Source organism: Streptomyces sp. NPDC088147 (assembly GCF_044741565.1).
GTDB lineage: Bacteria > Actinomycetota > Actinomycetes > Streptomycetales > Streptomycetaceae > Streptomyces.
In genome coordinates, this window is record NZ_JBIUSY010000005.1 from 515,487 (window position 1) to 527,330 (window position 11,844).

Below are 11,844 nucleotides of genomic sequence, written 5' to 3' on the forward strand. Positions count from 1 at the left end.
TGACGGTCGACACAGCCGCCGACATGGCCGCGTCCGTACGTTTGAGCGTTTCCGTGACGGGCTAGGTTTCGGCACATGGTTACCGAGCCGCCCTCCCAGGCCCAGGTCCTCGTCGCGTCCAACCGCGGCCCCGTCTCGTACACGCTGCGCGACGACGGCGCGCTGGAGGCCAAGCGGGGCGGCGGCGGGCTGGTGTCCGGCCTGTCGGCCATCGGGCAGGACGCGGACGCGGTGTGGGTGTGCGCGGCGCTCGGGGACGGCGACCGCGAGGCGGTACGGCGCACGGGCGGCCGGCTCGACACCGGCGACACCGGCGGCCAGCGGGTACGGATGCTGGGCATCGCGCCGGAGGTGTACGCGGACGCGTACAACGGCGTCGCCAACAGCGCGCTCTGGTTCGTCCACCACCTGCTCTACCAGACCCCGCTGGAGCCGTCGTTCGGCCCGGAGTTCCGCGCGCGGTGGGCGTCGTACGAGACGTACAACCGCGCCTTCGCGGAGGCGCTGGCCGACGAGGCGGCCGACGGCGCGGCCGTGCTGGTGCAGGACTACCACCTGGCGCTGGTGCCCGGGATGCTGCGCGCCCTGCGCCCCGACCTGAGGATCGGGCACTTCTCGCACACGCCCTGGGCGCCGGTGGACTACTTCCGGCTGCTGCCCGACGACATCGCGCGCCAGCTGCTGCGCGGCATCCTCGGCGCGGACCGCGCGGCCTTCCTGACGCACCGGTGGGCAAACGCCTTCACGGCGTGCTGTACGGAGCTGCTGGGCGGCACGGGCAACACCGCGATCGGTGTGCACGGCCTCGGCGCGGACGGCGACTTCCTGCGCGAGCGCGCGCACCGCCCCGACGTGGACGAGCGGATCGTCACCCTGCGCGGGCAGATCGGCCGTACGAGCGCGGGCGAGGAGCGGAAGACCATCGTCCGGGTGGACCGTACGGAACTGTCGAAGAACATCGTGCGCGGGCTGCTCGCCTACCGGCTGCTGCTGACCGACCGTCCCGAATGGCGCGAACGCGTCGTCCATGTCGCCTTCGCCTACCCGTCCCGGCAGGACCTGGCGGTCTACCGCGAGTACACCGCCGAGGTCCAGCGGGTGGCCGACGGGATCAACGCCGAGTTCGGCACGGAGGGCTGGGTCCCGGTCGTCCTCCATGTCCAGGACGACTTCGCCCGCTCCCTGGGCGCCTACCGGCTGGCGGACGTGGCGCTGGTCAACCCGATCCGCGACGGCATGAACCTGGTCGCGAAGGAGATCCCCCTCGTCTCCGAGCGCGGCTGCGCGCTGGTGCTGTCGCGGGAGGCGGGGGCGTACGAGGAGCTGGGCGAGGACGCGCTCGTGGTGAACCCGTACGACATCAGCGCCACGGCGACGGCCCTCCACGAGGCGCTGACCATGCCGGCCGCCGAGCGCGCGGAACGCGCCAAGCGGCTGGCCGCGGCGGCGACGGCGCTGCCGCCGAAGCAGTGGTTCCTGGACCAGCTGACGGCGCTGCGCGCCTGACGGCGCCCGACGCGCCCGGGGGGGCTCCGGACCGGGCGCGCCGGCCGTCTCTCAGGCCATCGCCTCCGCCAGCGCGGCCAGGAAGTCCGCCAGCGCCGCCGGTCCCGGCAGCAGCAGGTCGGCGCGCTCGGCCAGTTCGGGTACTTCCGTGCCGCTACAGATCAGCAGGCCGTGGCAGCCGTCCGAGCGGAGCTTCTCCACCGCCGCGTAGGCCGGGAGGTCGCCCAGGTCGTCGCCCGCGTACAGGACCGTCCTGGCGCCGACCTCGCGTACGTACTCCAGCAGTGCCACGCCCTTGTCCACGCCGGGCGGGCGCAGCTCCAGGACCATCCGGCCCGGTTCGACGATCAGGCCGTGGCGGGCCGCCAGTTCGGTGAGCGGGTCGCGCAGGGCGTCGAAGGCGGCCTGCGGGTCGGAGGCGCGGCGGGTGTGGACCGCGACCGCCTGGCCCTTCTCCTCGATCCATGTGCCGCGCCAGGCACCGAACCGGTCGAGGACGCCGGGGAGTTCGGCGCGGGCCGCCGCGACGCCCTCGTGCGGGGTGGGGGTGTGGACGGAGCCGGAGACGGCGTCCCAGCGCTCGGCGCCGTAGTGGCCGAGGACCACGAGATGGTCCAGGCCCGGCACTCCGGCGAAGCCGCCGTACCGCACGGCGACCCCGGCCGGGCGGCCGGTGACGACCGCGACCGACGCGACGTGCGGCGCGAGCGCGGCGAGGGCGGGGACGGCGCGCGGGTGCGCGCGGGCCTGTTCGGGGTCGGGGACGATCTCGGCGAGGGTGCCGTCGAAGTCGAACGCGACGACGGCCTCGCCCGGCCGCGCGAGGAGCGCGGCCAGAGCGTCGGCGCCTGCGGGGGTGGCCGGTTTCGGCAGGGGGTACGGGGTGCTGCCCATGCCCCCGAGCCTATCGGCGCCCGCCGCCGCGGGGGGCCTGTCCGGCCAATGGGGCTTCCCCGGCGGCCTCTGCCCTAACGGCGGCGGCGCTTCTCGTCCCTGATCCGCCGCAGCCTGTTCACCGTCACCGGGTCGTGCTCCAGCGCCAGCGGATCGTCCAGCAGCGCGCCCAGCAGCTGGTAGTAGCGGGTCGGCGACAGGCCGAGCCCCTCCCTGATCGCCCGCTCCTTGGCGCCGGGCCCCGGCCAGCCGCGCCGCTCCATGGCGAGTACGGCGCGGTCCCGCTCGGACAGCCCCGAGGGCTCGGCGGGAGCGGCGGGACCGCCGGGCTCGGCGGACTCGGCGGGCTCAGGCGCGGTCATATGACCACACGCTACTCGGCGGCCTCGGCCGCCGCCGCGTCCCTGGCGATCCCCCCGAGGACGTTCGACGGGCTGGCGCCGGGCTCGACGGCCTTGCCGATGTTCTTCTTGAAGCTCTCGCTCACGCTCGCCCACGAGTTCTTGCCGTACGGGAGCAGCTCGGAGGTGGGCAGCGCGTCCAGGAACTTGCGCAGGTCCCCGTACTGCGGGTCCGCCGCCATCGCCTCGTTCGCGCTGTAGGTGACCGGCAGCAGGTCGTACTGCGCGGCGAAGGACATCACGTTCTTGTCGTCGTACGCGAAGTCCAGGAACGTGCCGATCGCCGTGCGGTGGCCGTTCTGCTTGAAGGCCATCATCCAGTCGGCCACGCCCATGGACGCCTTGGCCTTGCCGTTGACGCCGGGCAGCGGCACCATCCCGACCTTGACGCCCTGCTTGGCGGCCTCCTCCATCAGGGAGGGATGCCCGTTGAGCATGCCGACCTGACCGCTGGTGAACGCCTTGAACGCGATGGCGCGGTCGAGCTTCCCGGGGGCGACGGGGCCGGTCAGCCCCTTGCCGACGAGCTGCTTCTGCAACCACTCGAACGTCTTGATGTTCTGCTGCGAGTCGATGTTGTACGAGCCGTCGGCGGTGTCCGTGTAGCCGCCTCCGCCGCTCAGCAGCCACATCAGGGTCTCGCCCTGTGCCTCCTCGGAGCCCAGCGGCAGCGCGAACGGCGTGGTCACACCGATGGACTTGAGCGCCTCGGCGTCGGCCTGGATGTCGTCCCAGTTCTTCGGGGCGTCGAGACCGGCCTGGTCGAAGAGCTTCGTGTTGTAGAAGAGCAGCCGGGTGGAGGCGACGAACGGCAGTCCGTACTGGACGCGGTTGACCTTGCCGGCGTCGGAGAGCTGGGAGAGGAAGTTCGCCTGCGTGGGGACGGAGAGCACTTCGTCGGCCGCGTAAAGCTTGTCCTGCTTCACGTAGTTGGCGTACGAGCCGACCTGTGCGATGTCGGGCGCCTCGCCCTCCTCGACCATCGTGGCGACATCGCTGTCGACGGTCTTCCAGGGGCGGACGTTGACGTCGACCTTGATGCCGGGGTTCTTGGACTCGAACGCCGAGGCGAGCGCGGACCAGTACTTCTCCGAGGAGTTCTCCGAGTTGGTGCCGTAGTCCGCGGCGACGACCTTGAGGGTGACCTCGTCCTCGGACCCTCCCGTGCTGCCGCAGCCGGCCAGCGCCATCGTCATGCCCCATGCGGCTATCGCCGCGGTCATTCCCAGATAGCGCTGTCGCACGGCTGTGTTCCCGCCCTTGTTCTTCGATTGCGCGTAAGGCCCCGGTCGGTCCCCCGTGACGCACTGTTATAGAGGCAAGTGATTTTCCCTCATCCGGAGGTTTGGGGTCCACCTGGGGTTGATCTCACTTGGGCAACGCCTGTCCCATCTGGGCAACGCCCGTCCCATCGCTCATCCGGGTCGCGCGTTTGTATGGAGACTCAACAATCCGGGACAGTGGACTAGACCTTTCAAGGGTCTACGCGCGAGACTGTTCACGTGAGACACGTCATCGCCCTGGATGTGGGCGGCACCGGCATGAAAGCCGCCCTGGTGGGGGCGGACGGCGCGCTGCTGTATCAGGCGCGGCGGGCGACCGGCAGGGAGCGCGGGCCCGAGGCCGTCGTGGAGACCGTCCTCGGCTTCGCCGCGGACCTGCGCGCGTACGGCATCGAGCACTTCGGCGAGAGCGCCGTCGCGGCCGGGGTCGCCGTGCCCGGCATCGTCGACGCCGAGCGCGGTATCGCGGTGTACTCCGCCAACCTCGGCTGGCGCGACGTACCGATGCGCGATCTTCTCGGCGCCCGGCTCGGTGGCGTGCCCGTCGCGCTCGGGCACGACGTGCGCACCGGCGGGCTCGCCGAGGGGCGGCTCGGCGCGGGCGGGGGCGCCGACCGGTTCCTGTTCGTGCCGCTGGGCACGGGGATCGCCGGGGCCATCGGCATCGCGGGCACCATCGAGGCCGGCGCGCACGGGTACGCGGGCGAGATCGGCCATGTCGTGGTCCGTCCCGACGGGCCCGACTGCGGCTGCGGGCAGCGCGGCTGTCTGGAGACCCTCGCCTCCGCCGCGGCCGTGACCCGCGCCTGGGCGGCGGCGAGCGGCGACCCGGAGGCGGACGCCGCCGACTGCGCGAAGGCCGTGGAATCCGGCGACCCCGCGGCGGTACGGGTCTGGCTGGACGCGGTCGACGCGCTCGCCGCCGGACTGGTCACCGCGCTCACCCTGCTCGACCCCCGGACGCTGATCATCGGTGGCGGTCTCGCCGAAGCCGGGGAAACCTTGTTCACACCCCTGCGGGCGGCGGTCGAGAAGCGGGTGACGTTCCAGAAACTGCCCGAGATCGTCCCGGCGGCCCTCGGTGACACCGCCGGCTGTCTGGGCGCGGGGCTGCTCGCCTGGGACCTGCTCGCCGCCGCCGGGTTCCCCGCCGACGCACGACCCGCCGACGTACGCCCCACCGAAACGCGACCCACCGAAACGCGACCCGCGGAAGCCCGACCCGCGGAAGCCCGACCCGCCGACGACAACGACCCGCCCGCCGACGATCCACTCGCCACGGAGGTATCCGCCTGATGGCCGCTAGCGCCCCACGCGCCGCGCACGCCGCACGCACCCCACGCGCCGACAGCACCGTTCTCACCGGCGCCCGGGTGGTGCTGCCCACCGGAACCGTGGACGGCGGGCGGGTGATCATCGAGGACGGCCGGATCGCGGGCGCCGCCCGCGACGACGCCGCCTCGCTGGATCTCTCCGGCCACTGGATCGTCCCCGGCTTCGTGGACATGCACAACCACGGCGGCGGCGGCGCCTCGTTCACCTCCGGCTCGGTGGCCGACGTGCTCAAGGGCATCCGCACGCACCGCGAGCACGGCACCACCACCCTCGTCGCCTCCACCGTCACCGGCGAGATGGACTTCCTCGCCCACCGCGCCGGCTTCCTCTCCGAGCTGGTCGAGCAGGGCGAGCTGGCCGGGATCCACTTCGAGGGCCCGTTCATCTCGCCCTGCCGCAAGGGCGCCCACAGCGAGGCGCTGCTGCGCGACCCCGACCCGGCCGAGATCCGCAAGCTGCTCGACGCGGCGCGCGGCACGGCCAGGATGGTCACGCTCGCCACCGAACTGCCGGGCGGCATCGACTCCGTACGGCTGCTCGTGGAGCACGGCGTGATCGCCGCCGTCGGCCACACGGACGCGACGTACGAGCAGACCATGCGGGCCATCGACGCGGGCGCGACCGTCGCGACGCATCTCTTCAACGCGATGCCGCCGCTCGGACACCGCGCCCCGGGGCCGATCGCCGCGCTGCTGGAGGACGAGCGGGTCACGGTCGAGCTGATCAACGACGGCACGCATCTGCACCCCGCGGCCCTGGAGCTGGCCTTCCACCGCGCGGGCGCGGACCGGGTCGCCTTCGTCACGGACGCGATGGACGCGGCCGGGTTCGGCGACGGGCGCTACCAGCTCGGCCCGCTCGCGGTCGAGGTCAAGGAGGGCGTCGCGCGGCTGGTGGAGGGCGGCTCGATCGCCGGCTCCACGCTGACCCAGGACATCGCGTTCAAGCGGGCGGCGACGGTGGACCGGCTGCCGGTGGAGGACATCGTCCAGGCGATCTCCGCCAATCCGGCGCGGCTGCTGGGCGTGTACGACAAGGTCGGTTCGCTGGAGCCGGGCAAGGACGCGGACCTGGTGGTCCTGGACGAGGAGTTCTCGGTCAAGGGTGTCCTGCACAAGGGCGAATGGGTAATTGAACCCCAGTAGGTCCATTAAGCGGCACGTCATCCGATTGCACCGCAAACCAGAAGAAAGCCATACGAAGGCGGTCGGCTCGGGGTCTGGGCCTACCGCCTTCTGTTTGGCATGATCGCTCCGGTAATCGGCCGAGCGGATATCGGCCACATGAGCGCGTTTTCCCGGGGGTGCGACGGATGATCGTGACGGTCACGCTCAATGCCGCGCTGGACATCACCTACCGCACCCCCGAGCTGATCCCGCACACGACGCACCGCGTCAGCGAGGTCGTCGAGCGCCCCGGCGGCAAGGGCCTGAACGTCGCACGGGTGCTGTCGGCGCTGGGCCACGAGTCGGTGGTGACGGGGTTCGCGGGCGGCCGGACGGGCGACGTGCTACGGGAACTGCTCGCCGGCTGCGGCCCCGAGGGCTCCAGGGGCCGGCCGGCCGACGCCCTCGTACCGATCTCCGGGTCCACCCGCCGCACGCTCGCCGTCGTCGACGAGGCCAGCGGCGACACCACCCAGCTCAACGAGCCAGGCCCGACCGTCTCGTCCGGCGAGTGGTCCGCCTTCCTCGCCACGTACGAGCGGCTGCTCACCGGCGCCGACGCCGTGGCCCTGTGCGGCAGCCTGCCGCCCGGCATCCATGTCGGCGCGTACGCCGAACTGATCCGCCGGGCCCGTGCGGCGGGCGTGCCGACGCTCCTCGACACCAGCGGCGAACCGCTGCGCCGCGGCGTCGCCGCCCGCCCCGATCTGGTCAAGCCGAACGCCGACGAACTCGCCCGGCTCACCGGCTCCCGCGAGCCGCTGCGCGCCGCGCGCGACGCCCGCCGCCGCGGCGCGCACGCCGTCATCGCCTCGCTCGGACCCGACGGCATCCTCGCGGCCACGCCGGACGGTCTCTGGCAGGCGACCCCGCCCGCGCCCGTGAAGGGCAACCCGACGGGCGCGGGCGACTCGGCGGTGGCCGGGCTGCTCTCGGGTCTCGTCGAGCAGCTGCCCTGGCCGGCCCGGCTGGCCCGCGCGGTCGCGCTGGCCACGGCGACGGTCCTGGCGCCGACGGCGGGCGAGTTCGACGCGGAGGCGTACGAGGAGCTGCTGCCGCGGGTGACGGTCACGGAACACCCCGGGCCGTAGCGCCGGAACCGATCCGCGCGCTGGAAGAACTGTCCGCGCGCTGGAAGAACTGAGGGACACATGCCACTCGTCAGCACCGGTGAACTCGTCACGGCCGCCAGGGCCGGGAACCACGGGATCGCCGCGTTCAACGTCATCACCCTGGAGCACGCCGAGGCGATCGCCACCGGCGCCGAGCGGGCCGGGGCGCCCGCGATCCTCCAGATATCGGAGAACGCGGTGACGTTCCACGGCGGCGACCCCGGCGCGGTCACCGCCGCCGCGGCGGCCGTCGCCCGCGCCTCCTCCGCGCCGCTCTCCCTCCATCTCGACCATGTCGAATCGGCCGCGCTGCTGCGGGCCGCGCCCGGGGCCGGCTTCAGCTCGGTGATGTTCGACGCGTCGAAGCTGCCGTACGCGGAGAATCTCGCGGCCACCGCCGAAGCCGTGCGCTGGGGCCATGACCACGGCATCTGGGTCGAGGCGGAGCTGGGCGCGGTGGGCGGCAAGGACGGCGAGCCGTCCCTCGACGCACACGCCCCGGGGGTACGGACGGATCCGGCCGAGGCGGTCGTCTTCGTGGCCGAGACCGGCGTGGACGCGCTGGCCGTCGCGGTCGGCTCGTCCCACGCGATGACGCACCGCACGGCCGCCCTGGACCACACCCTGATCGCCACGCTGCGCGACGCCGTCCCCGTACCGCTGGTCCTGCACGGCTCGTCCGGTGTCCCGGACGAGGAGATCCGCCGGGCGGTCGCCTCCGGCATGGTCAAGATCAACGTGGGTACGGCCCTCAACACCGCCTTCACCGGCGCCGTACGCGCGTACCTCGCGGCGCACCCGACGACGGTGGACCCCCGGAAATACCTCGTCCCGGCTCGCGAGGCGATGGCCGGGACGGTGGCGGACTTCCTGCGGGCGGTCGGCTCCGCGACGACGTGATCACTACCCCTTGGGGGGCGTGACCTCCAGCCAGTCGAGGATGGCGTCGCACTGATTGCCCTGCTCGCAGGAGATCTTGAGGGTGTTCTTGCCCTTCTTGAGCTCCACCGGCGCCCACGTGGTCTGCCAGTTCTTCGACCAGTCCGGGTCGTCGGAGCTGATGAAGTTCTTCAGCCCGAGGGGGGAGTTGTTCGCCTTGCCGTTGACGGTCAGGGTGGCGTTGGCGTCCTTGGCCGGTATCGCGTAGCGCACGGACAGCGCGTAGGAGCCGGCCTTCTCGATGTCGGCGGTCCAGGTCACCGAGGCGCCGACGGCGTTGAAGCCGGTCACATACGAACCGTTGGTGCCCTGGGCGCCCTCGATGTCCGTCGCGAGGGCGGCGGGCGGGCCCAGCTGGAGGGTCGCCGCGTCCTGCTTGGGGAGGCCGATCCCGTCGGGCGACGTCTCGTCCTTGCCGCTCGCCCCGTCGGTGGGCTGCTGCGGCTGCTCGGCCGAGGGGACCGGGCCACCGGACGGGGTCGCGTCGGCGCCGTCGTTCTTGTCGTCGCCGTTGCTGAGCAGCGCGGCCGTGATACCGATCACGACCACCGCGACGACGGCGATCGCGCCGATCAGCAGGCCCTTGGTGTTGGGGCCGCTGCCGCGTCCGCCGCCCCGCTGTGCCGGCACCTGACGGGTGGTGGCACCGCCGGGGTGGGTCTCGGGGGCCGCGTAGTGCGGGTTCTGCTGCTGGCCGTACGGCGCCTGGCCGTAGGACGCCTGCTGCTGGCCGTAGGGAGCCTGGCCGCCCTGGCCGTACTGCTGCTGACCGTACTGCGGCTGCTGCGGCGGGGCCGCCTGCTGCTGGCCGTACTGGCGCTCGCCGACCGTCCTGACCTGGTTGTACGACGTCCTGGGCACGCCAGGCTGCGCGGCCGGACCGGGGTAGCCGTAGCCGCCTTGGCGTCGCTGATTGGCGCCCGCCGCCTGTCCGTCCTCGTACAGATAGCCGAACGGATCGTCGTCCTCGGGCGTGCTAGCGCCGTTGTTCCCGGCCGTCATCCCTGGTCACTCCTTACCATCTCGCCAGCGTCGCCGACCGGCCGAGCCTACCTCGAATGGGCAAGGCCACGGACGGGCCTTGAGGGGTGTCAGCCAGTCTGCGCCCCGTGGATGAACAACGGATCGCGGACATGTCGCAGCCCTGTCCCGAACAACTCCGGAACATGCCTTCCGACCCGTTCCGGGGGCCCGACACGTCCCGAGGACCCGTCCATGAGCGTCTACCCCGCACGCCGGTGAACCTTGCTCCGCGATCGCTTCTCGATATACATCCGCTGGTCAGCGGATTGCAGCACTTCCTCAACCGACATCCCGCAGCTCGCCCAGCTGATCCCGAAGCTCGCCCCGACCCGGACCGCCCGGCCGTCGACCCTGATCGGCGGAATGATCGCGTTCCGCAGCCGTACGGCGAGATCGGCGGCGTCCGCCGAACCGAGCCCGTCCGCGAGAACGACGAATTCGTCACCCCCGAGGCGCGCGACGGTGTCCCCGTCCCGTACGCCCGTGGTCAGCCGGCGCGCGACCTCGATCAGCACCGCGTCGCCGGTGTTGTGGCCGAACCGGTCGTTGATGGACTTGAAGCCGTCGAGGTCGCAGAAGAGGACCGCGAGGCCCTTCGTCCCGTCGTCGGCCTCGGGGTCGTCGCTGGGCGCGACCATGTGCACATGGTGGTCGAGGGGCACGCCGCCGACCGCGGGGACGGCGGAGCGCCCGCCGCCCTGCCGGCCGCCGCGCTCCTCGTACTGGTCGTAGCCGTCATAGCCGTCGTACGCGTCGTATCCGGGCTCGTACAGGACAGTGCCCTCGTACCCTCCGTACGCCGCGTCCAGCGCCTCGACCGCGGTCTCGCGCATCGCGTGGGGCCGCGAACAGAGCCGGGCGCTGAGGCGGGAGCGCAGTTCGGCGCTGTTCGGCAGGCCGGTGAGCGAGTCGTGCGAGGCGCGGTGCGCGAGCTGGAGTTCGCGGCTCTTGCGCTCCTCGATGTCCTCGACGTGGGTGAGCAGGAAGCGCGGGCCGTCGGCGGTGTCGGCGACCACGGAGTTGCGCAGCGAGACCCAGACGTACGTGCCGTCGCGCCGCAGCAGCCGCAGTTCTGCGCGGCCCCCCTCGGCGGAGGTGCGCAGGAGGGTCCCGATGTCCTCGGGGTGGACCAGATCGGAGAACGAGTGGCGGCGCATCGCGGAGGCCGGGCGGCCCAGCAGCCGGCAGAGCGCGTCATTGGTCCGCAGCAGCCGGCCGTGCTGGTCGCCGCCCATCTCGGCGATGGCCATCCCGCTGGGTGCGTACTCGAACGCCTGACGGAAGGATTCCTCACTGGCGCGCAGCGCCTGCTGTTCGCGTTCGAGACGGACCAGCGCGCGCTGCATATTTGCTCGGAGGCGAGCGTTACTGATCGCAATGGCGGCCTGGGACGCGTACATCTGGAGCGCTTCCTGCCCCCAGGGGCCCGGACGGCGCCCGCCGCGCGGCCGGTCGACGGAGATGACGCCGAGCAGCTCGCTGCCGCCACCGGAGGCGTACATCGGGGCGTAGAGCCGGTCCTGCGGATGCCACTCGTCCTCGAAACGGGGATCCGGGCCCTCGGTGTACCACTGCGGAACGTCGTCCTCCAGCAGCACCCAGCCCTCGGTGTGCGGTATGAAGCGCAGCTCGCCCCAGCTCTCGCCCATCAGCAGCCGCCGCTCCCAGGAGGCCCGGGAGCCGACGCGGCCCGTGATCAGGGCTTCCGCGGCGGCGCTTCCGGCGAAGGCGGCGACGACGAGGTCGCCGTCGGCCTGGACGACATTGACGCAGGCCAGTTCGTAACCGAGCCCGGAGACGACCCCGTCGGCCACGGTCTGGAGGGTGTCCGCCAGGCTGCGGGCGGTGTTGAGTTCGGCGACGGCCTCATGCAGCTGCCGCAGGGTCGCAAGACGGACATACGGCTCCGACTCGGTCTCCATTGCTCGCTCTCCCCGAGACCTCGACAGCAACTCCAGGATTCTCATCGGCTCTCGTCTTGCACTGGCATCGCCACTGAATCACAGGGAGCTGCGCGCTCGGTACACAGGGTCAACAATTACCCCACTCTGTGAGTCAAGTCACATGATCCGATCAAGAGGCGAAAAGCCTGATGGGAGCGCTCCACACCTTTCGTGAACGCAAATTTTACGACGGCCCCCGGGGGACGCGGGCGCGGGCGTTGACGACGGCGGCGGAGAGAGCG

General features: G+C 72.1%; 9 protein-coding genes and 1 pseudogene. 5 read left to right on the forward strand and 5 right to left on the reverse strand.

Annotated elements, in window-relative coordinates:
* The first annotated feature begins 75 nt into the window (after window positions 1–75).
* Window positions 76–1,506 (forward strand): trehalose-6-phosphate synthase, encoded by a 1,431-nt coding sequence (locus tag ACIOGX_RS20275; RefSeq protein ID WP_356514957.1) that lies wholly within the window; start codon window positions 76–78, stop codon window positions 1,504–1,506.
* Window positions 1,507–1,557: 51 nt separating this feature from the next.
* Here ACIOGX_RS20275 and otsB read toward each other — a convergent pair whose 3' ends face one another.
* The 3 genes from otsB to ACIOGX_RS20290 all read right to left on the reverse strand — a co-directional run bounded on the left by otsB (window position 1,558) and on the right by ACIOGX_RS20290 (window position 4,024).
* Complete coding sequence (gene otsB / locus ACIOGX_RS20280; protein ID WP_356514955.1) at window positions 1,558–2,400, reverse strand: trehalose-phosphatase; 843 nt, start codon at window positions 2,398–2,400, stop codon at window positions 1,558–1,560.
* Between the two features lie 74 nt (window positions 2,401–2,474).
* Window positions 2,475–2,762, reverse strand: a complete 288-nt coding sequence (locus ACIOGX_RS20285; protein ID WP_401914897.1) for a DUF3263 domain-containing protein — start codon at window positions 2,760–2,762, stop codon at window positions 2,475–2,477.
* Window positions 2,763–2,773: 11 nt separating this feature from the next.
* Window positions 2,774–4,024 (reverse strand): ABC transporter substrate-binding protein, encoded by a 1,251-nt coding sequence (locus tag ACIOGX_RS20290; RefSeq protein WP_383962488.1) that lies wholly within the window; start codon window positions 4,022–4,024, stop codon window positions 2,774–2,776.
* Window positions 4,025–4,303: 279 nt separating this feature from the next.
* Between ACIOGX_RS20290 and ACIOGX_RS20295 the strand changes: the two are divergent.
* The 4 genes and pseudogenes from ACIOGX_RS20295 to ACIOGX_RS20310 all read left to right on the forward strand — a co-directional run.
* A pseudogene (locus ACIOGX_RS20295) lies at window positions 4,304–5,218 on the forward strand (ROK family protein); the annotation flags it as partial.
* 161 nt (window positions 5,219–5,379) lie between these two features.
* A complete protein-coding gene (gene nagA, locus ACIOGX_RS20300) occupies window positions 5,380–6,564 on the forward strand; it encodes an N-acetylglucosamine-6-phosphate deacetylase (protein ID WP_401914900.1) in 1,185 nt (394 codons plus the stop codon).
* Window positions 6,565–6,731: 167 nt separating this feature from the next.
* The gene (locus ACIOGX_RS20305; RefSeq protein WP_401768018.1) at window positions 6,732–7,676 is read left to right on the forward strand and encodes a 1-phosphofructokinase family hexose kinase; all 945 of its coding nucleotides are present in this window, start codon (window positions 6,732–6,734) and stop codon (window positions 7,674–7,676) included.
* 60 nt (window positions 7,677–7,736) lie between these two features.
* Window positions 7,737–8,597, forward strand: coding sequence for a ketose-bisphosphate aldolase (locus ACIOGX_RS20310; RefSeq protein ID WP_401768016.1), 861 nt, complete (start codon window positions 7,737–7,739; stop codon window positions 8,595–8,597).
* Between the two features lie 3 nt (window positions 8,598–8,600).
* Here ACIOGX_RS20310 and ACIOGX_RS20315 read toward each other — a convergent pair whose 3' ends face one another.
* On the reverse strand, window positions 8,601–9,638 hold the full coding sequence (locus ACIOGX_RS20315) for a CBM35 domain-containing protein (protein ID WP_401914903.1): 1,038 nt from the start codon (window positions 9,636–9,638) through the stop codon (window positions 8,601–8,603).
* Window positions 9,639–9,859: 221 nt separating this feature from the next.
* Complete coding sequence (gene cdgB, locus ACIOGX_RS20320) at window positions 9,860–11,581, reverse strand: diguanylate cyclase CdgB (RefSeq protein ID WP_356514943.1); 1,722 nt, start codon at window positions 11,579–11,581, stop codon at window positions 9,860–9,862.
* Window positions 11,582–11,844: the final 263 nt, after the last annotated feature.

Bases quoted from the DNA above. Each gene is read 5' to 3' on its own strand.
- ACIOGX_RS20275 (WP_356514957.1), top strand. From the start codon at position 76: ATGGTTACCGAGCCGCCCTCCCAGGCCCAGGTCCTCGTCGCGTCCAAC.
- otsB (WP_356514955.1), bottom strand. From the start codon at position 2,400: ATGGGCAGCACCCCGTACCCCCTGCCGAAACCGGCCACCCCCGCAGGC.
- ACIOGX_RS20285 (WP_401914897.1), bottom strand. From the start codon at position 2,762: ATGACCGCGCCTGAGCCCGCCGAGTCCGCCGAGCCCGGCGGTCCCGCC.
- ACIOGX_RS20290 (WP_383962488.1), bottom strand. From the start codon at position 4,024: ATGACCGCGGCGATAGCCGCATGGGGCATGACGATGGCGCTGGCCGGC.
- nagA (WP_401914900.1), top strand. From the start codon at position 5,380: ATGGCCGCTAGCGCCCCACGCGCCGCGCACGCCGCACGCACCCCACGC.
- ACIOGX_RS20305 (WP_401768018.1), top strand. From the start codon at position 6,732: ATGATCGTGACGGTCACGCTCAATGCCGCGCTGGACATCACCTACCGC.
- ACIOGX_RS20310 (WP_401768016.1), top strand. From the start codon at position 7,737: ATGCCACTCGTCAGCACCGGTGAACTCGTCACGGCCGCCAGGGCCGGG.
- ACIOGX_RS20315 (WP_401914903.1), bottom strand. From the start codon at position 9,638: ATGACGGCCGGGAACAACGGCGCTAGCACGCCCGAGGACGACGATCCG.
- cdgB (WP_356514943.1), bottom strand. From the start codon at position 11,581: ATGGAGACCGAGTCGGAGCCGTATGTCCGTCTTGCGACCCTGCGGCAG.